This window comes from Georgenia sp. H159 (assembly GCF_035607575.1).
Taxonomy (GTDB): domain Bacteria; phylum Actinomycetota; class Actinomycetes; order Actinomycetales; family Actinomycetaceae; genus Oceanitalea.
The window spans coordinates 581511-602111 of the sequence record NZ_JAYDZY010000001.1 but is presented as its reverse complement, the minus strand read 5'-3'; the positions used below and the strand labels follow the sequence as shown (position 1 = coordinate 602111).

Here is a 20601-nt window from a genome sequence, read left to right as displayed (position 1 = left end):
CTTGACGTGTGCTACTTGCGCTTGCCGTAGCGCTGCTCGAAGCGAGCGACGCGGCCACCGGTGTCCATGATCTTCTGCTTGCCCGTGTAGAACGGGTGGCAGGCGCTGCAGACGTCAGCGTTGATCTTGCCGCTGGTGGCGGTCGAGCGGGTCTCGAAGGTGTTCCCACAGGTGCACGTCACGGTGGTGGTGACGTACTCGGGGTGGATGCCCTGCTTCATGTGTCTCTCCTTGGTGTGCTGTGCTCCCGGGTCGACGCGCTGCGCGCGCGCCGTGAACCGCAAGCCGGCGTCCTGGTCAGAACGCCGCAGTGACGAGAAATCATCCCACGTCCGGGGCTCAGTCGTGACCCGAGCCCGGTGTGGTCTTCTGCACGGTGAGCAGGAACTCCGCGTTCGAGCTCGTGTTGCGCATCTTGCCGAGCAGCAGCTCGATCGCCTGCTGCTGGTCGAGGCCACCCATGAGGCGGCGCAGCTTCCAGACGATCTTCAGCTCCTCGGCCGACAGGAGCAGCTCCTCGCGGCGGGTGCCGGAGGCGTTGACGTCGACCGCGGGGAAGATGCGCTTGTCGGCGAGCTGCCGGGAGAGCCGCAGCTCCATGTTCCCGGTGCCCTTGAACTCCTCGAAGATCACCTCGTCCATCTTCGAGCCGGTCTCCACGAGCGCCGAGGCGACGATGGTCAGCGACCCGCCGTTCTCGATGTTGCGCGCCGCACCGAAGAAGCGCTTCGGCGGGTAGAGCGCCGAGGCGTCCACCCCACCGGACAGGATCCGGCCGGAGGCGGGGGCCGCGAGGTTGTACGCACGGGACAGGCGGGTGATGGAGTCGAGGAGCACGACGACGTCCTGGCCCAGCTCGACGAGCCGCTTGGCCCGCTCGATGGCGAGCTCGGCGACGACCGTGTGGTCGGAGGCGGGACGGTCGAAGGTCGAGGCGATGACCTCTCCCTTGACCGTGCGCTCCATGTCGGTGACCTCTTCGGGCCGCTCGTCGACGAGCACGACCATGAGGTGGACCTCGGGGTTGTTCGTCGTGATCGCGTTGGCCATCTGCTGCATGACGATGGTCTTGCCGGCCTTCGGCGGCGCGACGATGAGGCCGCGCTGGCCCTTGCCGATCGGGGCGACGAGGTCGATGATCCGCGGCGTGATCGCCGAGGCACCGGTCTCCAGGCGCAGGTGGTCCTGCGGGTAGAGCGGCGTGAGCTTGGCGAACTCCGGGCGCTGGCGCATCGCCTCGACGGGCGCGCCGTTGACCGAGTCGAGCCGCACGAGGGCGTTGAACTTCTGCCGCTGCTGGTCGTCCTGCGGCTGGCGCACCGCGCCGGTGATGGCGTCGCCGCGACGCAGGCCGTGCTTCTTGACCTGGTTCAGCGAGACGTAGACGTCGTTCGCGCCGGGGAGGTAGCCGCTGGTCCGGACGAAGGCGTAGTTCTCGAGGATGTCGAGGATGCCGGCGACCGGCAGGAGGACGTCGTCCTCGGTGACCTCCGGCTCCTCGTCGCCGACGTAGTCGGCGCCCGAGCGGCGCTTGCGGTTGCGGTCGCGGTTGCGCCGGCGGTTGCGTCCGCCGCGCTCCTGGGAGTCCTGGTCGGCGCGGCGCTGCTCGCCGCGGCGCTGCTCCTCGCCCTTGCGCGGCTCGTCGGCCTCGTCGCGCGGTGCGGGCAGCTCGATCTCCTCGAGGGCCTTGACGGCGCGGTCACGGTCGACGGGCTCACGCTGGCGGCGGCCGGTGGGCAGCTCGTCGAGCGTCGGCTCGGACTGCTGGCGCTCGCGGCGCTGGCCGCGCTGCTGCGTGCCGCGCTCCCGTGCGTCCTCGACGGGCAGGGCGGGCTGCTCGGCCCGCTCCGGCGCCCGGGTGGGCTCGGGAGCCCGGGTGGGCTCGGGTGCCCGGGTCGGCTCGGCTGCGCCGGAGGTCTCCGGTGCGCGGGTCGGCTCACCGGCGGCGACCGAGGAGCGCCGGCCACGGCGCGGGGTGGTGCGCGGCGCGTCGGCCTGGGCGGTGTCGGCGGCCGGCGCGGTGGACGACGACGGCGCGGCGGCCGGCGTCGTCGTCTGCTGCTCGGGGGCCGCGTCCGGACGGGCCGCCGCGGCGGCGCGCGTGGCGCCCGCCTGCCCGTTGGCGGGCTTGCCGTCACCGCCACGGGCCTCCCGGATCGCGGCGACGAGGTCGCCCTTGCGCATCCGGGCGGTGCCCTTGAGTCCCATCTCGCCGGCCAGCGCCTGGAGTTCGGCCAGCCGCATGGTGCTCAGCGAGCCGCGCGCGGACCCGGTCGGGGTAGCGGCGGCATCAAGCTGTTCTGTCACGAGGTTCCTTCCCTCGGCGCCCCCACGGGGCCAGGTGATCGGCACGCGAGAGTGCCGGGTATGTGTGTGGAGTTCCGCTCGATGACCGCAGAGCGCGACATGAGATCGGGGTGTACCCCGGCTCGATCACGGGAGGCCCACACGGGGATGCGGTCGTTGCAGAGCCGGTGCACGACGAGTGTAACAGCCGGGCTGCGGCGCCAGAGGTGTTCCCACGCGCCTGGTGGGCCCGCGACTCGACCGGTCGCGACCGCGGTCAGTCGCCGGTGACGATGCGCGCACCCCGGTCGGCGACACCCGGGGTGTACACCCGCCAGCCGTGCCGGACGAAGGCGGCGACGTGGGCCTCGTCGGTCTCCGCGAGCACGAGCACGCTGGGGCCGGCCCCGGACACGACGGCGGGCAGCCCCAGCTCGCGCAGGGTGTCGACGACCCGGAGCGACTCCTCCATGACGACCGCGCGCTGGCGCTGGTGCAGACGGTCCTCGGTGGCCGGGAGGAGGAGGTCGGGACGCTGGTCGAGCGCGAGCACGAGCAGCGCGGAGCGCCCGGCGTTGAAGGAGGCGTCCTCGTGGCTCACCTGCCGGGGCAGGACGGAGCGGGCCGTGCCGGTGAGCAGCTCACCCGGCGGGACGAGCACGGTCGGACGCACGTGGGGCCCGACGTCGAGCCGAGCCGCTCGCGGGCCGCGCGCGTCGGACCACGCCACCGTCGCGCCACCGAGGATCGCCGGTGCCGCGTTGTCCGGGTGCCCCTCGAACTCGGTGGCCAGGGCGAGGACGGTGTCGTCGTCGAGGGCCTCGGGCTCGGCGACGAGCCCGCGCGCCGCGACCAGCCCGCCGACGACGGCGGCGGCCGAGGACCCCAGGCCGCGGCCGTGCGGGATGCGGTTGTGGCAGCGCAGCTCGAGCCCGGCCTGGGGGGCCCCGGCGTGGTCGAGCGCCGCCCGGACGGCCCGCACGACGAGGTGGTTCTCCCCCTCCGGCAGCGAGCCCGCACCACTGCCGGTCACCGTGACGTGGGTGAGGCCGGTGGTCGCCCGGACGTCGATGTCGTCGACGATGCCGAGGGCGATGCCGAGCGCGTCGAAGCCGGGGCCGAGGTTGGCGCTGGTGGCGGGGACCTCGACCCGCACCGTGTCGCGAGCGAGCCGTGCCACGGTCAGGCGAGCCCGAGGGCCCGGGCCGCGGCGGCGGGCTGCGGCGCGACGACCTCCGGGTCGACGACGGTGGCGCCGAGCGCGGTCGCGGTGTCCTTGAGGCCGTTGCCGGTCACCGTGCACACGATCGTGGCCCCGGCGGGCACGAGGCCGCGCTCGGCGGCCTGGAGCAGTCCGGCCACGCTCGCCGCGGAGGCGGGCTCGACGAACACCCCGACCTCACGGGCCAGCAGCGCCTGCGCGTCGAGGATCTGCGCGTCGCTCACCGCGTCGATCCAACCCCCGGACTCGTCGCGGGCGGCCTCCGCGAGCGTCCACGACGCCGGGTTGCCGATCCGGATGGCGGTGGCGATGGTCTCGGGGTGCTCCACGGGAGCGCCCTTGACGAGCGGCGCGGCGCCCTCGGCCTGCACCCCCCACATCTGCGGGGTGCGGGTGGCGCGCGCGGGCAGGCCGGGAGCGTCGCTCGCATACTCCAGGTAGCCCATCCAGTAGGCCGAGATGTTGCCGGCGTTCCCGACGGGCAGCACGTGGATGTCCGGTGCGTCGCCGAGCGCGTCGACGACCTCGAAGGCCGCCGTCTTCTGGCCCTGCAGCCGGAACGGGTTGACCGAGTTGACCAGCGCCACAGGGTAGTCCTCGGCGAGCGAGCGGACGATGGTGAGGCAGTCGTCGAAGTTGCCGTCGACGGCCACGAGCGTCGCCCCGTGGACGATCGCCTGGGCGAGCTTGCCCGCGGCGATCTTGCCGGCGGGCAGCACGACGGCGCAACGCAGCCCCGCCCGCACGGCGTAGGCGGCCGCGGAGGCGGAGGTGTTTCCGGTGGAGGCGCACACGACCATCTCGGTGTCGGTGGCCGCGACCTTCGACATCGCCATCGTCATGCCGCGATCCTTGAAGGACCCGGTGGGGTTGGCGCCCTCGACCTTGACGTGAACCTCGGCGCCGACGCGTGCACTCAGCACGGGGGCCGGGACGAGCGGCGTGCCGCCCTCCCCGAGGGTGACCACGGGGTCTCCCGGCTCGATCGGCAGCCGGTCGGCGTACTCGGTGATCACGCCACGCCACTGGTGTGCCATCAGACGTCCTCCACCCTGGTCACGGCCAGCACTCGCTTGACCGACGGAATTCGGGCGACGGCGTCCGCCGTCGCGGCCAGCGCAGCCTCGCTGGCACGGTGCGTGACCACGATGAGCACGGCGGCACCGTCGACGGCGCTGGCCTGCTCCTGGGTCACGGTCTGGATCGAGATCTTGTGCTCGCCGAAGGTCCCGGCGATCGCCGCGAGGACGCCGGGGACGTCGGCGACCTCGAGCCGCAGCTGGAACTGGGTCGTCACCTGGTCCCCGCCGAGGAGCGGCAGCGCGGCGTACCGCGACTCGCTCGGGCCGCGCCCGCCGGACACCCGGTTGCGTCCCGCGGCGACGACGTCGCCGAGGACCGCGGACGCCGTCGGCGCTCCCCCGGCGCCCTGCCCGTAGAACATGAGCCGGCCGGCAGCCTCGGTGTCGACGACGACGGCGTTGTAGGCGCCGTGCACCGCGGCGAGCGGGTGGTCGAGCGGCAGGAGGGCGGGGTGCACGCGCACGGAGATGCCCTCGCCGTCCGTCGTCATCCGCCGCTCGGCGATGGCGAGCAGCTTGATGACGTGCTTGCCCCGGCCCGCGGCCTCGACGTCCGCGGCGGTGACGTAGCGGATCCCCTCGACGGGGACGTCGTCGATGCTCACCCGGGTGTGGAAGGCGAGCGAGGCGAGGATCGCGATCTTCGCGGCGGCGTCGTGGCCGTCGATGTCCGCGGTGGGATCGGCCTCGGCGTAGCCGAGGGCCTGGGCGTCGGCGAGCGCCTCGCCGAAGCCCACGCCCCGGGAGGTCATCTCGTCGAGGATGAAGTTCGTCGTGCCGTTGACGACCCCGAGCACCCGGTCGACGCGGTCGCCCGCGAAGGACTCGCGCACGCCCCGCACGACGGGGACCGCTCCGGCGACCGCGGCCTCGAAGTAGAGGTCCACGCCCGCGGACTCGGCGGCCTCGTAGAGCTCGGGGCCGTGCGCGGCGAGCAGCGCCTTGTTCGCGGTGACGACGCTCGCGCCGGAGCCGAGTGCCTCGAGGACGAGCGACCGGGCCGGCTCGATGCCGCCGACGAGCTCGATGACAAGGTCGGCGCGACGCACGAGGCCCGCGGCGTCCGTCGTCAGGAGCCGGGTGTCGACGACCTCGGCGCGCGGTGCGGTGGTGTCCCGCACGGCGATCCCCACGACCTCCAGGCGGGCGCCGGTGCGCGCGGTGAGGTCGGCGGCCTGCTCGTGCAGGAGGCGCACCACCTCGGTCCCGACGGTCCCGCACCCGAGCACGGCGACGCGTAGCGCCCGCTCACTCATCGACTACTCCTCTGTCTCGGTGCCGCGGCCAGGATAGGGGTGCGCGCCCGTCGTCGTGGACCGGGTCCACTCCTCGGCGGTGGACGAGGAGAAGAGCTGGTCGGCGTGCCCACCCCTCCCCACGTCGAGAGCAGAGTTGTCCCTCCCCACGTCGAGAGCAGAGTTGTCGCTCCCCACGTCGAGAGCAGAGTTGTCGCGCGCAGAATCCCACGCTCCGCGAGATGACGGCGGGACGGGGCAGGGCCCCCTCACGCCGAGAGCGGGATTGTCGCGCGACAATCCGGCTCTCGGTGAGGTGGGGGGCAGGTCGGAGGGCGGTTACGGCATCCGCTCGTACGCGGACAGGGTGAGGAAGTCGACGTAGTCGTCCGCGACGGCGACCTCGAGGAAGGTCGCCCTCGCCTCTGCGTAGTCGGCGGCGTCGCCCGGCAGCTTGGCGACCTCCTCCTCGACCAGCCGGTCGACGAGCTCGCGGGTCACCTGCTCACCGGAGTCCGCGAGCGTGATGCCGTTGTGCAGCCACTGCCACACCTGCGAGCGGGAGATCTCCGCAGTGGCGGCGTCCTCCATGAGGTCGAAGATCGCGACCGCGCCGAGCCCGCCGAGCCAGGCGTGGAGGTACTGGATCCCGACGGAGATGTTGCTGCGCAGCCCCTCCTCGGTGACCGTCCCGGGCGTCTGCGAGACGCTGAGGAGATCGGCCGCCGAGACCTCGACCTCCTCGCGGGTGCGGTCGATCTGGTTGGGCCGGTCGCCGAGTACGGAGGTGAAGACCTCCTTGCACAGGTCCACCATCCCGGGGTGGGCCACCCACGAGCCGTCGAAGCCGTCGTTGGCCTCACGTGTCTTGTCGGCGCGCACCTTGGCGAAGGCCGCCTCGTTCGCCTCCTCGTCCCGGCTGGGGATGAACGCGGCCATCCCGCCGATGGCGTGCGCCCCGCGCTTGTGGCACGTACGCACGAGCAGCTCGGTGTAGGCACGCATGAAGGGCACCGTCATGGTGATCTGGTTGCGGTCCGGGAGGAGGAACTCCTCGCCCCGCGTGCGGAAGGTCTTGATCACCGAGAAGAGGTAGTCCCACCGCCCGGCGTTGAGGCCCGCGGAGTGGTCGCGCAGCTCGTAGAGGATCTCCTCCATCTCGAAGGCCGCCGGGAGGGTCTCGATGAGGACCGTGGCGCGGATGGTGCCCTGCGGGATGCCGAGCGCGTCCTGGGCGAGCACGAACGCGTCGTTCCACAGCCGGGCCTCGAGGTGGGACTCCATCTTCGGCAGGTAGAAGTAGGGGCCCATGCCCTTCTCGATCTGCCGCCGGCCCGCCGTCGCGGCGTAGAGGGCGAAGTCGACGAGGGACCCCGATGCCTCGCGCCCGTCGACGAGGATGTGCTTCTCCGGCAGGTGCCACCCACGGGGGCGGACGATGATCGTCGGGAGCTCGTCATCGGGACGGAGCTTGTACTCCTTACCCGTATCGGGCGCGGTGAAGTCGATCGTCCGGTTGATGGCGTCGAGGAGGTTGAGCTGTCCGCCCACGACCGCGCTCCACTGCGGGGTGTTGGCGTCCTCCTGGTCCGCGAGCCATCCCTTGGCGCCCGAGTTGAGCGCGTTGATCGTCATCTTCCGGTCGGTCGGGCCGGTGATCTCGACCCGGCGGTCGACGAGCCCGGGGGCGGGCGGGGCGACACGCCACGAGTCGTCCTCCCTGATGTGCGCGGTCTCGGGCAGGAAGTCGAGCGTCCCGCCGGCGGCGATCCGCTGCAGTCGCTCACCGCGGGCGGCGAGCAGCTCCAGGCGCCGGTCGCCGAGCGCCCGGTGGAGCTCGACGATGAGCTCGAGGGCCGCCGGCGTCAGCACCTCGGCGTCACGCTCGCCCGACTCCTTGGTGATGGTCAGGCCGTCGGGAAGGTTCACGACGTTGTCTCCTTCGTTTGTCATGGCTCGGTGGGTTCCCGCGTGGGCGCTCAGGCGCGCACCAGCTGGTCGCGGAGTGCGGCGACGTGCCCCTGCGCGTCGACGTCGTACTGTGCGCTGCGGATCGTGCCGTCACGCTCGACGACGAAGGTGCAGCGGCGCACGCCCTCGACGGTGCGGTCGCCGACGGTCTTGAGGCCCCACGCGCCGTAGACGTCGGCGACCGCGTGGTCGGCGTCGGAGAGCAGCGGGAAGGTGAGGCGCTCCGCCTCGACGAAGGCCCGGATGTCCTCGAGCGGGTCGGCCGAGATGCCGATGACGGCGTAGCCCGCCCCCGCGAGCGAGGCGAGGTTGTCCCGGAAGTCGCAGGCCTCCGTCGTGCACCCGGGGGTGCCCGCCCTGGGATAGAAGTAGACGACGACGCCGCGCTCCGCCGCGGCGATCCGCTCGCTGAGCGTGACCTGGTCGCCGTCGGAATCGGGCAGCGTGAAGTCGGGGGCGGTGTCCCCCGCTGTGAGCTTCGCCATAACACCTCTCCTTTTCGGACTATGGAAGCATCATTCCATATCTAGGTCCAGAGACGCATCACCGCGTGGGACCATGTGAGCGACATTGCCGTGACCTGCGCGGTGGGCGGACCGGTTCTCGGAAGGCCTCCTCCGCGTCCCGAGAGGAGCCACCCATGGCCGAGCGCACCTACTGGGCCACCCACGGCGGCCACCCGCCGCAGACCGACCTCCTGACGGACCGGGCCATGTTCCGCGAGGCGTACGCCGTCATCCCCCGGGGCACTCAGCGAGACATCGTCACGTCGAACCTGCCACTGTGGGAGGGCACGCGCCTGTGGGTGCTCGCCCGACCGCTGACGGGTTTCGCCGAGACGTTCTCCCAGTACCTCATGGAGGTCGCACCGGGCGGAGGCTCCGACAGCCCCGAGGACGATCCCGGCGCCGAGGCCGTCCTGTTCGTCATGGAGGGCGAGCTGACGCTCACCCTGAGGGCCCCCGGCGCAGAGCACCGCATGACGCCGGGCGGGTACGCCTTCCTCGCGCCCGGCGAGGAGTGGACGGCTCGCAACCACGCCTCGGAACCCGTGCGGTTCATGTGGATCCGCAAGGCGTACCAGCGGGTCGACGGGGTGGACGTGCCCGAGTCCTTCGTGACGAACGAGCAGGAAGTCGAGCCGACCCCGATGCCGGACACGGAGGGAAAGTGGGCCACCACGCGGTTCGTGGACCCGAACGACGTGCGGCACGACATGCACGTGACGATCGTGACCTTCCAGCCCGGTGGGATCATCCCGTTCGCCGAGACCCACGTCATGGAGCACGGGCTCTACGTCCTCGAGGGCCAGGCCGTCTACCGGCTCAACGAGGACTGGGTGGAGGTGCAGGCCGGCGACTTCATGTGGCTGCGCGCCTTCTGCCCTCAGGCCTGCTACGCCGGCGGGCCCAGGCCCTTCCGCTACCTGCTGTACAAGGACGTCAACCGGCACGTCCGGCTCGGGCTCGGTGGCATGCACCGCTGAGACGCGGCCATCGGCCCGCCACGTCCCGGCAGCCGGCGGTCAGCCTCGCCCGGGGCGGCCGACGGCGCGTGGTCCGGTGTGGGGCTCAGGCCTCGCCGCGGCGGAGGAGGCGCCCGTGGGGCGTCTGGAAGTCCACCTCGGCGCCCCGGACAAAGGTGCGGCGGACGACGCCGGACAGCGCTTTGCCCTCGTAGGGGGTGATGGGGTTCTTGTGGTGCAGCCTGCCGGCCTCGACGACGAAGGTGGCGTCGGGGGCGAACACCGCCAGGTCCGCGTCGTAGCCGAGCGTGAGCCTGCCCTTGCGGAGCATGCCGGCGCGGGCGGCGGGACGGGCGGACATCCACTCGACGACCTGCTCGAGGGCAATGCCGCGGCGCCGCGCCTCGGTCCAGATGATCGGCAAGCCCAGCTGGACCGAGGAGATTCCGCCCCAGGCCACACCGAAGTCACCGTTGTCGAGATCCTTGAGCTCCAGCGTCGAGGGAGAGTGGTCGCTGGCGATGTAGTCGATGGTCCCGTCCAGCAGCCCCTCCCACAGCTGCTCGCGGTTGTCGACCTCGCGGATGGGCGGGCAGCACTTGTAGGCGGTCGCGCCGTCGGGGATCTCCTCCGCCAGCAGGGTGAGGTAGTGCGGGCACGTCTCCGCGGTGAGGTCGACGCCGTCAGCCTTCGCGCTGCGGATCATCGGCAGGGCGTCCGAGGAGGACAGGTGCAGGATGTGCGCGCGACCACGGGTCCATCGGGTTCGTTCGATGACCTCGGCGATCGCGAGGTTCTCCGCTCCCCGCGGGCGGGATGCCAGGAACCTCCGGTAGTGGTCGCCCTCCGCGTGGGGCGCCCGATCGATGGCCCGAGAGTCCTCCGCGTGGACGATCATCATGGCGCCGAAGCCGGTGAGCTCCTCGAGGTACTCCTCGAGCTCGTCCGGCTCGAGATGGGGGAACTCGTCGACACCGGAGTGCAGCAGGAAGCACTTGAAGCCGAAGACGCCCTCGTCGTGCAGCTCGCGCAGGTGAGCCTTGGAGCCGGGGATCGCCCCGCCCCAGAACCCGACGTCGACGAACACCTGCGGTGCGGCGACGAGGCGCTTGTACTCCAGCGCCGGCCCGTTCACCGTCGAGGGGATGGAGTTCAGCGGCATGTCGAGGATCGTGGTGACACCACCGGCGGCTGCTGCGCGGGTGGCGCTGGCGAAGCCCTCCCAGTCGGTGCGACCGGGCTCGTTGACGTGCACGTGAGCGTCCACGAGACCGCTGATGAGCGTCTCGTCGTCCTTCAGCTCGACGACCCGCTCGCCGTGCAGACCGGAACCGAGAGGTTCGATCGCGGCGATCCGGCCGTCGACCACCCCCACCTCGCGGGGCTGGAAGCCCGCCCTCCCCAGGACGCGCCGGCCGCGGACGACGAGGTCGAAGCGGCTGCGGTCGCCCACGACGGCGCCGGATCCGGTGGCGCCGGTCGTCGCTCCGTCGGCCGTGTCCGCGAGGCCGTGCTCACGGCGGAACTCGCGGATCTGGGCGCGGATGCGCTCCGGGTCGTTGACGTCCTCGCTGACCGCCTCCTTGCGGGCCTGCTCCGCCTCGAACGCGGCGGCCCCGCGCCCCGACGTCGTCACCGAGGAGGCCGCGTTGTCGCGAGCGACGTCGGTGAGCGACGTCGTGTCACCGTGGGCGGCCGACTGGCCGGTCCCCTGGGAACCGGTCGGTGCCTCCTCGTCGGCGGCCTGCTCGCCACGCTTCTCGTCACTCATCTGGGATCTCCTCCGGAGGGTTCACGGTTGCTGGTGAGGCGCGTGGTCGGGCGGAGCTGCTCGGCGGCGATCCGCTCGGCAAGACGCTCGAGGAGCGGGCCGGCCTGCGCGATGCATCGGGTGACGTCGGGGTCGATGTCGGTGAGGGCGTAGACAGCCCGGATACCGGCCTCGGCCGCCTGGGCGGGTGTGAGGGTGGTGCGCCCGCACACGGCGATGGTGGGGACGCCGGCGGCCGCGGCTGCCGCGGCCACGCCGAGCGGGGTCTTGCCGTGCAGGGACTGCTCGTCGAGGCTTCCCTCTCCGGTGACGACCAGGTCCGCCCTGGAGAGGTGGTCGTGAAAGCCCGTGAGGTCGAGAACCTCCTCGACGCCGGGTCGGCGGGTCGCGCCGAGGAGGAGGCTTGCGTACCCGACTCCCCCGGCCGCCCCGGCGCCCGGCGCCTCGGCGTGCTCCCGCGCGCCGTCCACCTCCGCCGCCGTGAGGGCCGCGACCCAGGCCGTGAGCCCATCCTCGAGCTCGCGAACCGTCCCGCTGTCGGCGCCTTTCTGCGGGCCGTAGACGACCGCGGCGCCGGCGGGGCCGAGCAGGGGGTTGTCGACGTCGCTGGCCAGGACGATCTCGGCGGCGGCCAGCCGCGGGTGGAGGCCGGAGAGGTCGACGGCGACGATGTCGCGCAGCGGGCCGCCGCCGTCGGGCAGCCGCCCGGCGGGGCCGGTGAGGCGCGCTCCCAGCGCGGCGAGCATCCCGGCGCCGCCGTCGGTGCTCGCCGATCCGCCCACGCCGATGACGACAGTGGTGGCGCCGGCCGTGAGGGCGTGGGCGACGAGCTCGCCGAGCCCGCGGGAGGTGGCCGTCCGAGCCGTCGTCGTGCTCGGCTCGACCATCTCCAGGCCGGTCACGGCCGCCATCTCGACGACGGCCGTGGCACCTCGGCGGGCGTAGCGGGTGGGGACCGGCGCGCCCAGGGGGCCGGTGGCCGTGAGCCCGACCGGCTGGTAGCCGGCCGCAAGCGCCGCCTCGACGGTCCCCTCACCCCCGTCCGCCACGGGCAGCTCGTCCGCCGTGATGCCGGGGTGGGCCCTCCGCAGGCCGGCCGCGAGGTGCGCGGCCACCTGGGCGGCGCTGAGCGAACCCTTGAACTTGTCGGGGGCGAGGAGCACGCGCGGCGACATGTCAGTCCAGCAGTGCGATCGCGGTCGGGGAGTCCTGGGCCGACAGGGCCAGGTCCTCGAACTCGTTGACGCCGTCGAGCTCGACACCCATGGCGATATTGGTGACGCGCTCGAGGATCACCTCGACGACGACGGGCACCTGGAACTCCTCCGCCATCGCCCTGGCCCGGGCGAAGGCACCCTCGAGGTCCTCCGGGTCCTTGACCCGGATGGCCTTGCAGCCCAGCCCCTCGGCAACCTTGACGTGGTCGACACCGTACCCGTCGGTCTCGGCGGAGTTGATGTTCTCGAAGGCGAGGGAGACGTGGTAGTCCATGTCGAAGGCCCGCTGGGACTGACGGATCAGGCCCAGGTAGGCGTTGTTGACGACGACGTGGACGTAGGGCAGGTGGTGCTGCGCACCGACGGCGAGCTCCTCGATCATGAACTGGAAATCGTAGTCGCCGGACAGCGCGACGACGTTCTTCGCCGGCAGCGCGGCGACCACGCCCAGCGCTGCGGGCCCGGTCCAGCCGAGGGGGCCGGCCTGCCCCGCGTTGATCCAGTGCCGGGAGGCATAGCTGTGGAGGAACTGAGCGCCGGCGATCTGCGACAGGCCGATGGTCGTCACGTAGACGGTCTCGCGGTCGAAGGCGCGGTTCATCTCCTGGTAGACGCGCTGGGGCTTGATCGGGATGTCGGTGAAGTGGGTCTTGCGCTGCAGGGTGCGCTTGCGCAGCTGGCTGTCGCTCACCCACTGGGTGTAGTCCGGGAGCACGGACGCGGCCCGGCGCTCTCGCACGATCTCCAGCGCGGTGCGGAGGAAGGCACCGGCGTCGGAGACCACGCCGTAGTCGGGGGTGAAGACGCGACCGATCTGGGTGGGCTCGATGTCGACGTGGACGAAGGTGCGGCCACGACGGTAGGTGTCCAGCCCGCCGGTGTGCCGGTTGGCCCACCGGTTGCCGACGCCGAGGACGACGTCGGACTCGAGGAACGTGGCGTTGCCGTATCGCTGCGAGGTCTGGATGCCGACCATGCCGGCCGACAGCGGGTGGTCGTCGGCGATGGCACCCCAGCCCATGAGGGTGGAGATGACCGGGACGTTGAGCATCTCGGCCAGCTCCACGAGCACGGCCTCCGCGCCGGCGTTGACGACGCCACCGCCGGCGACGAGCAGCGGGCGCTCAGCGGCGAGGACCATGTCGAGGGCCTTCTCGACCTGGGCGCGGCTCGCCTCGGGGCGCAGCACGGGCAGCGGCTCGTAGGTGTCCGGGTCGAAGTCGATCTCGGTCATCTGGACGTCGATCGGCAGGTCGATGAGGACGGGGCCGGGACGCCCGGACCGCATGAGCTGGAACGCCTGCTGGAAGACGCCGGGCACCTGCCCGGCCTCGAGCACGGTCCTGGCCATCTTGGTGACCGGGGCGGCGATCGAGGCGATGTCGACCGCCTGGAAGTCCTCCTTGTCGAGCTTGGCGACGGGCGCCTGCCCGGTGATGCAGAGAATCGGCATCGAGTCCGCCCACGCGGCGTACAGACCGGTGATCATGTCAGTGCCGGCGGGTCCCGAGGTGCCGATGCACACGCCGATGTTCCCGTGGGCGGCACGCGTGTAGCCGTCGGCCATGTGCGAGGCGCCCTCGACGTGCCGCGCGAGGACGTGCTTGATGCCGCCGTGCCTGCGCATGGCGTCGTAGAAGGGGTTGATCGCCGCACCGGGCAGACCGAAGGTCTGGGTGGCGCCCTCCTTCTCGAGGATGGCGACCGCGGCGTCGACTGCTCTCATCCGAGGCATCATGTCTCCTTAGTCTGGTTCAGGTCACTCGCGCCCGGACAGGCGGGCGATCGCACGGAAAAGGCCGGAGTGGTCGAGCGAGCCGTCGCCGGTCGCGCGGGCGGCGGCCATGAGCTGGGCGACGAGCGCCCCGACAGGGGCGACGACGCCCTCCTCACGGGCGGCGGAGGTGAAGATGCCCAGGTCCTTGTGGTGGAGGTCGATCCGGAACCCGGGGGTGAACTCGCGGTCGAGCATCTTCGACGCCTTCTGGTTGAGTACCGCAGACCCGGCCAGCCCGCCTCCGAGGACCTCGACGGCGGCGGCGGTGTCGACGCCGTAGGCCTCGAGGAAGACGACTGCCTCGGCGAGCAGCGCGATGTGGCCGGCGACGATGAGCTGGTTGGCGGCCTTGACGGTCTGCCCGGACCCAGTCGGCCCGACGTGCACGATGGTCTTGCCCACCGCCTGGAAGACGTCCCCGGCAGCGGCGAAGTCCTCCGCCGAGCCGCCGACCATGATCGACAGGGCAGCGTTCTTGGCACCGGCCTCACCACCGGAGACCGGGGCGTCGAGGTAGCGGAAGCCGCGCTCGGCGGCCTGCCCGGCGAGCGTCACCGTGACGTCGGGGCGGATGGAGGAGAAGTCGATGAGGAGAGTGCCGGGCCGGGCGCTGGCGAGAACGCCGTCGTCGGCGGCGAGGACCTCGGTGACGTCCGGGGAGTCAGGCACCATGATGGCGACGACGTCGGCGTCCCTGACGGCCTCCGCCACCGATGCGGCCGCCCGGCCGCCGGCGGCGACGAGCGGCTCGGTCTTCTCCGGACTGCGGTTGTAGCCGACGACGGCGTGACCCGCGTTCTGCAGGTGGACGGCCATCGGGCTGCCCATGATGCCGAGGCCGATGAAGGCGATGGTGCTCATCGTGCTTCCCTTCCGGGTCGAGGTGTGGGGTGGTCGAGTGCCCGGCTCAGCGGGTAGCGCGCTCCGCGCGCGGGAGCCAGGCGAAGGGGTCGGCGTCCGCGGTCTTGTACTCCAGGCCGACCGGCCCGGAGTAGCCACCGCCACGCAGCTCGTCGATCCACCGACGGATCGGCAGCTCTCCGCTACCGGGAGCCCCCCGCCCGGGGGCGTCGGCGATCTGGACGTGGGCGATCCGCTCGCGGTACGCCTCGGTCTCCGCTTCCACGTCGGCACCGTTGACGGCGAGGTGGTAGACGTCGAGCAGCAGCCCGAGGTTCGAGGCACCGTGCTCGTCGCGCACCCGGTCGAGGACGGCGACGACGTCGGCAGAGGTCTTGAGGGGGTAGGCGTCGGCGCCGGAGACGGGCTCGAGCAGCACCGTCCCACCGATGCGTGCCACCGCAGAGGCGGCGAGGGCGAGGTTCTCAGTACCGAGCTCGTCCTGAGCTGCGGGGTCCTCACCGGGTACCCGGTTGCCGTACAGCGCATTGAAGGCGCGGCACCCGGTGCGCTCGCCGATGGTGGCGACGACATCGAGGTTCTCGCGCAGCTCGGCCGAGCGCTCCGGCCAGGAGATGAGGCCCCGGTCACCTCCGGGCATGTCACCGGCGTTGAAGTTGAGGCCGGTCAGCTGCACGCCGGCGTCCCGGAGCGTCGCGACGAACGCGTCGACCTCGTCCGCGGCCGGGGTGGACGTGGCGAAGGGCCACCAGAACTCCACGCCGTCGAACCCCGCAGCCCGCGCGGCGGCGGGTCGCTCGCTCGGCGGGAGCTCGGTGAGCAGGATCGAGCAGTTCACGGTGTACGGGATCTTCGCCGTCATCCTCGACTCTTTTCCGGATTGTGAAAGATAAGTTTCTCGTGTTGAAACAGTACGGCCGCCCCCGAAGGGAGTCAAGAGCTCCGGACGGAGCAGAACGGCCCGACCGGAGCACCGCTCCGATCGGGCCGTGGGGCAGCTGCACTCAGCCGCCCAGTGGCTCACGCACCGCGGGCCGTGCCGCGGTGCCGGCACCAGCCGAACCGCCCGGCCTGTAGCCGCGCACCGACACGGGGCCGCACGTCAGCTCTCCGCCCCTGAAGGGGTGAGCATGCGTGAGAGATCCGCGGGCCCGAGGCCGGCACGGTCGGAGACCTCGTCGGCGCCGAGGGCGCCGCAGTCCAGGCCCCGGCGCAGGAACCACGCCAACGCCCGGGCGGTGGCGGGCTCGTCCATGACTGCACCCTCCTGCTTTCTCACGTAGGCCTGTAGCCGTGCCGCGGCGGGCGCGAAGCCCTCGCGGAAGAAGGCGTAGGTGGCGGCGAACCTGCTGGGCAGGTGCCCGGGGTGCATGTCCCACCCCTGGTAGTAGCCGCGTTCGAGGGACCGGCGCACGAGCCGCCCGTGGTTTGCCCAGGCGATGCGCACCTGGTCGCCGTCGCCGACGGGCAGGACGTTGGTCGAGCCGTCGGAGAGTCGGACGCCGGTGCCCGCGACGGCCAGCTGCATGACGGCCTTGGCGTGGTCGGCGGCCGGGTGCTCGAGGGACTGGTAGGCCGCGCCGATGCCGAGCGACGCGGAGTAGTCGTAGGTGCCGTAGTGCAGTCCACTGACCCGCCCGGCGCCGGCATGGACGAGACGCGCGACCATGGCGGTCCCCGTGGAGTCGAGGATCGCCTGCGGCGTCTCGATCTGGACCTCGAAGCGGATCCGGCCGGCGGGGAGGCCGGCGGCGACCTCCAGTCGGTCACAGACCAGGACCATCGCCTCGACCTGCTCGACGGACGTGACCTTGGGCAGTGTGACGACCAGCCCATCCGGCAGCTCGCCCGTGCCCGCGAGCTCGCTGACGAAGATGTCGAGGGTGCGCAGGCCGCGCGCGCGGGTGTCCCGCTCGAAGGACTTGAAGCGGATGCCGAGGAACGGGGTGGCGGTCCCGGCGGCGACGTCCTGGCGCAGCGCCGTCGCCGCGGCGAGGACGGTGCGGTCCTCGTCGTCGTCGGGGTGGTCGCCGTAGCCGTCCTCGAGGTCGACCCGCAGGTCCTCGACGGGCTCCCGGGAGAGCTTCTCCTCGACCTGGCTGGCGACCACGTCGCGCAGGTCCGCCCGCACGCCGACGGCGTCGAGCAGCACACCCGTGCCCCCGTGGTCGGCGAGCAGCCGACGGGCCTGCTCTCCCCACTCGTGGGCCAGTCCGGCGTGGTACCGGTCGGCGGGGACGTAGACCGTGTGGACCGGCTGCCGGGAGCCGTCGTCCCCGGGGTAGGCGCGGGCGAGGTGCTCGTCCGCGGCGGTGAGGTGGGACTCCACGGCGGCGAGCGTCGTCGGGTCGAGTGACGTCCTCATCGGGAGATCCGCTGGGAGAGCTGGTCGTAGTCCTCCGGCTCGACGCCGCGGGAGGCGATCTCCTTGAGCCCCTCGGCCTTGACCGCCTCGGCGACTGCCTCGGCGACCCGGGTGTCGAACACGCCCGGGATGACGAAGGCGGGGTTGAGCTCCTCCGGGCCGACGACCTCGGCGATCGCCACCGCGGCGACGCGGAGCATCTCGTCGGTGATCTGGGCGGCCCCGGCGTCCAGCAGCCCACGGAAGAGGCCGGGGAAGGCCAGCACGTTGTTGATCTGGTTCGGGTAGTCACTGCGCCCGGTGGCCACGACTGCTGCGCTCTCGCCGGCCTCGATCGGGTCGACCTCGGGCGTGGGGTTGGCGAGCGCGAACACGATCGCGTCGGTGCTCATCCGGGCGACGTCCGCGCCGGTGAGGATGTTCCCGGCCGAGACACCGACGAAGACGTCGGCACCGACCAGCCCCTCCTTCAGGGTGCCCGTGAAGCCGGACGGGTTGGTGTGCTCGACGATCCACTGTCGGTGGGGGTCGTCGCCGGCGGTCGCCACCGACAGGGCGCCGTGCCGGTCGCAGCCGATGATGTCGCGCGCACCCTGGGCCATGAGGAGCTTGATGATCGCCGAGCCGGCCGCCCCGACGCCGGAGACCACGATCCGCACGTCCTCGATGGCCTTGCCCACCACGCGCAGGGCGTTGATGAGGGCGGCGAGCACGACGATCGCCGTGCCGTGCTGGTCGTCGTGGAACACGGGGATGTCGAGCTCCTCGCGCAGTCGCGCCTCGATCTCGAAGCACCGCGGGGCGGAGATGTCCTCGAGGTTCACCCCGCCGAAGCCGGGAGCGATCGCCTTGACGATGGCGATGATCTCCTCGGTGTCCGTGGTGTCGAGGGCCAGCGGCCACGCGTCGACGTTGGCGAACTCCTTGAACAGCGCCGCCTTGCCCTCCATGACCGGCATCGCGGCCATCGGGCCGATGTCACCGAGCCCGAGCACCGCGGTGCCGTCGGTGACCACGGCCACGGTGTTCCGCTTGATGGTCAGGCGCCGGGCGTCCTCCGGGTGGTCGGCGATCGCCAGGCACACCCGGGCCACGCCGGGGGTGTACGCGCGGGACATGTCCCGCCGGGTCTTGAGCGGCACCTTCGGGGTCACCTCGATCTTCCCGCCCAGGTGCATGAGGAAGGTCGAGTCCGACACCTTGAGCACACGTACGCCCTCGAGTGCGTTGAGCGCATCGACGACGCGCTCGCCGTGCTCGGCGTCCACCGTGTCGAGCGTCAGGTCCACCACCAGCTTGTCCGCGTGGGACTGGGCGATGTCCACACCCATGACCGAGGCTCCCGCCGTCGTCGCCTCGTGGACGATCTCACTCGTCGCGCGTTGCGTCGCCGGCGCCTCCACCCGCAACGTGATGGTGTAGCTGGGACTGGGCAGGGCCATGGGGTTCCTCTCGGGGACGTTTCAGCATGCGGTGAGTCTGGACGGGAAGGCCGCGGCGGCCTGGGCTCAGCAGAAGCCGGCGACGGTGTCCCATGCGCGCGGCTCGCCGGCCGCACCCTCGCGGCGGACCTCGGCCTCGATCTTCCCGTAGGGCCGGTCGGCGACGTAGAAGACCTCACCCGGGTTCTCCATGCCGAAGGGCGTGAAGTCGACGAGGAAGTGGTGAAGGTTGGGCATCGAGAAGCGGATCTCGGCGATCTCCGGGTGGGCCTCGAGGGCAGCCTTGCCCATCTGGAAGAGCGTCTGCTGCAGAGCGAGGGAGTGGACGTCGGCGAAGGTCTCCAGGAGCACCCGGCGGACGTCGGCGTAGACCGCGTTGAAGTCGAGGTCGGCGCTCGTGTAGCGCCACCGGGCGGTCACCGAGGTGGCGAGGATGCGGTCGGTGGTCTCCTGCAGGGTGGTGAAGCGGTCCCGGGGGAAGCCGTGGAACTCCGAGCCGGTCGACTTGAGCACGCGGAGGTCCTCCAGGCCGGCCACGACGAAGACCTCGTCGCCGTCGCGCTGGACGACGGCGGTGCGCGTCTCGGTCCCGCCCTTGACGAACGCGTGGTCGTGCTCGCCGTCGGCGACGTTGGTCGTCAGCGAGGACGGGATGTGCGCCCACGCGTACTCCTTGACCTCCCAGCGTCCGCCGGCGACCCAGTCGAAGCTGCTGGTGAAGTGCTCGGACAGCCGGATGGCGAAGTCCTCCGGTGAGGTGATGCCGTCCTTGGCGAGGGCGAAGACGGTGTTCTTCTGCGTGTCGGTGGGCACGACCCGGCCCTGGTCGCCCTCGGTGTGGGCCGCGGCGAAGTCACCACGCAGCTGGGAGGTGACGGACAGCTCGGTGATCCGGTGGCGCGGCTGGTCCCGGTCCACCTTCATGACGCGGACCTCGGCCTTGCCGTACTGGTTCTCCCCCAGGACGACGGTCCCGGTCTGCTGGCTGGTGGCGGTCATGGCTAGCTCCTTCGGTAGTTGCGACGGTCGTGCACGAGCGGTTGGCCCGGCATCGGTGCCGGGCCGGGGTCAGCTGCCTCGGTACGTGGAGTAGGCGAACGGGCTGAGCAGGCAGGGCACGTGGTAGTGGTCGCGCCCCTCCTCGACGACGAAGTCGATGTTCACCGACGGGTAGAAGGTCGCCACGTCCTGCGCGGCGAAGTACTCACCGGTGGCGAAGCTCATCCGGTAGATGCCGGGATCCAGCCGCTCCGGGCCGAGCTCGCGGTTGCGCCCGTCCTCGTCGGTCACGCCGGAGGCGACCACGGTGACGGTGTCACCCTCGACCCGGGACAGGCTCACCCCGACCCCGGCGGCGGGGACGCCGGTCGTGGCGTCCAGGACGTGGGTGGTGACGTGCGAGGTCATGACAGCTCTCCCTGGAGTCGAAGGACGGCGATCTCACGCAGCTGGTCGGCGGCGATGCGACGCTCGGTGGCCTCGTCGTTGGTCAGCCGCTCGTCGAGGGCGGCGAGGATGTCCTCGGCGCTGCGGCCCGCGGCGCGGATGAGGAAGACGTGACCGAAGCGTTCCTCGTAGGCGCGGTTGCCCGCACGCAGCCGCTCGGCCGTGCTCGCGTCCGACATGTCCACACCGGACTGCTCGCGGCGCGAGTGCGCGGCGTCTGCCTCCCGCCCCTCGGCATGCTCCCCGATCCGCGGGTGGCGTGCCAGCGCGGCGTCGATCTCCTCGTCGGTCCACGGTGAGGCGGCGGCGCGGGCCGCGTCGAGCACCGCCTCGACGTCGGCGTACGGCCGGCCCGCCGCGACCTGGTCCGCCCATCGCGGGACGGCGGCGCAGGCGAGCAGGAGCTGACGGGCGACGGTGCCGTCGGCGGTGTTGAAGTCCTGCAGTGCGCTTCTCGTCAT

The 20601-nt window shown here is 71.9% G+C and carries 18 protein-coding genes; 1 reads left to right on the top strand and 17 read right to left on the bottom strand.

The features are described 5' to 3' along the window. Window positions 1-11: 11 nt before the first annotated feature. The 7 genes from rpmE to bcp all read right to left on the bottom strand — a co-directional run bounded on the left by rpmE (window position 12) and on the right by bcp (window position 8281). The gene (gene rpmE, locus VR894_RS02775; RefSeq protein ID WP_324649780.1) at window positions 12-221 is read right to left on the bottom strand and encodes a 50S ribosomal protein L31; all 210 of its coding nucleotides are present in this window, start codon (window positions 219-221) and stop codon (window positions 12-14) included. Between the two features lie 118 nt (window positions 222-339). Next, window positions 340-2244 carry a transcription termination factor Rho gene (gene rho, locus VR894_RS02770; RefSeq protein ID WP_416380803.1) on the bottom strand — a complete coding sequence of 635 codons (1905 nt, stop codon included), beginning with the start codon at window positions 2242-2244 and terminating at the stop codon, window positions 340-342. A 319-nt stretch (window positions 2245-2563) separates the two neighbouring features. Further along, complete coding sequence (thrB, locus tag VR894_RS02765) at window positions 2564-3466, bottom strand: homoserine kinase (protein ID WP_324649778.1); 903 nt, start codon at window positions 3464-3466, stop codon at window positions 2564-2566. Between the two features lie 2 nt (window positions 3467-3468). Continuing rightward, window positions 3469-4545 carry a threonine synthase gene (thrC, locus tag VR894_RS02760; RefSeq protein WP_324649777.1) on the bottom strand — a complete coding sequence of 359 codons (1077 nt, stop codon included), beginning with the start codon at window positions 4543-4545 and terminating at the stop codon, window positions 3469-3471. Continuing rightward, a complete protein-coding gene (locus tag VR894_RS02755) occupies window positions 4545-5846 on the bottom strand; it encodes a homoserine dehydrogenase (protein WP_324649776.1) in 1302 nt (433 codons plus the stop codon). The genes thrC and VR894_RS02755 overlap by 1 nt, the downstream gene beginning before the upstream one ends. Before the next feature lie 318 nt (window positions 5847-6164). Next, window positions 6165-7778, bottom strand: a complete 1614-nt coding sequence (gene aceB, locus VR894_RS02750) for a malate synthase A (RefSeq protein ID WP_324649775.1) — start codon at window positions 7776-7778, stop codon at window positions 6165-6167. Window positions 7779-7804: 26 nt separating this feature from the next. Then, window positions 7805-8281 (bottom strand): thioredoxin-dependent thiol peroxidase, encoded by a 477-nt coding sequence (bcp, locus tag VR894_RS02745; protein WP_324649774.1) that lies wholly within the window; start codon window positions 8279-8281, stop codon window positions 7805-7807. Between the two features lie 155 nt (window positions 8282-8436). Between bcp and VR894_RS02740 the strand changes: the two genes are divergently transcribed. Continuing rightward, on the top strand, window positions 8437-9282 hold the full coding sequence (locus VR894_RS02740) for a bifunctional allantoicase/(S)-ureidoglycine aminohydrolase (protein WP_324649773.1): 846 nt from the start codon (window positions 8437-8439) through the stop codon (window positions 9280-9282). A gap of 85 nt (window positions 9283-9367) precedes the next feature. Here VR894_RS02740 and allB read toward each other — a convergent pair whose 3' ends face one another. From allB to uraD, 10 genes are all read right to left on the bottom strand, one after another. Then, window positions 9368-11032, bottom strand: a complete 1665-nt coding sequence (allB, locus tag VR894_RS02735) for an allantoinase AllB (RefSeq protein WP_324649772.1) — start codon at window positions 11030-11032, stop codon at window positions 9368-9370. Beyond that, complete coding sequence (locus VR894_RS02730) at window positions 11029-12207, bottom strand: glycerate kinase (protein WP_324649770.1); 1179 nt, start codon at window positions 12205-12207, stop codon at window positions 11029-11031. The genes allB and VR894_RS02730 overlap by 4 nt, the downstream gene beginning before the upstream one ends. A 1-nt stretch (window position 12208) precedes the next feature. Further along, window positions 12209-13984 carry a glyoxylate carboligase gene (gcl, locus tag VR894_RS02725; RefSeq protein ID WP_324649769.1) on the bottom strand — a complete coding sequence of 592 codons (1776 nt, stop codon included), beginning with the start codon at window positions 13982-13984 and terminating at the stop codon, window positions 12209-12211. A 24-nt stretch (window positions 13985-14008) separates the two neighbouring features. Continuing rightward, window positions 14009-14887, bottom strand: coding sequence for a 2-hydroxy-3-oxopropionate reductase (locus tag VR894_RS02720; protein WP_324649767.1), 879 nt, complete (start codon window positions 14885-14887; stop codon window positions 14009-14011). A 46-nt stretch (window positions 14888-14933) separates the two neighbouring features. Continuing rightward, complete coding sequence (locus VR894_RS02715) at window positions 14934-15749, bottom strand: hydroxypyruvate isomerase family protein (protein WP_416380791.1); 816 nt, start codon at window positions 15747-15749, stop codon at window positions 14934-14936. Between the two features lie 240 nt (window positions 15750-15989). After that, window positions 15990-17252, bottom strand: coding sequence for a DUF6986 family protein (locus tag VR894_RS02710; RefSeq protein WP_324649766.1), 1263 nt, complete (start codon window positions 17250-17252; stop codon window positions 15990-15992). Beyond that, complete coding sequence (locus VR894_RS02705) at window positions 17249-18694, bottom strand: NAD-dependent malic enzyme (RefSeq protein ID WP_324649765.1); 1446 nt, start codon at window positions 18692-18694, stop codon at window positions 17249-17251. The genes VR894_RS02710 and VR894_RS02705 overlap by 4 nt, the downstream gene beginning before the upstream one ends. Window positions 18695-18760: 66 nt before the next feature. Further along, window positions 18761-19693 (bottom strand): factor-independent urate hydroxylase, encoded by a 933-nt coding sequence (gene pucL / locus VR894_RS02700; protein ID WP_324649764.1) that lies wholly within the window; start codon window positions 19691-19693, stop codon window positions 18761-18763. A 69-nt stretch (window positions 19694-19762) separates the two neighbouring features. Then, complete coding sequence (uraH, locus tag VR894_RS02695) at window positions 19763-20101, bottom strand: hydroxyisourate hydrolase (RefSeq protein ID WP_324649763.1); 339 nt, start codon at window positions 20099-20101, stop codon at window positions 19763-19765. Next, window positions 20098-20601 carry a 2-oxo-4-hydroxy-4-carboxy-5-ureidoimidazoline decarboxylase gene (gene uraD, locus VR894_RS02690; RefSeq protein WP_324649762.1) on the bottom strand — a complete coding sequence of 168 codons (504 nt, stop codon included), beginning with the start codon at window positions 20599-20601 and terminating at the stop codon, window positions 20098-20100. The genes uraH and uraD overlap by 4 nt, the downstream gene beginning before the upstream one ends.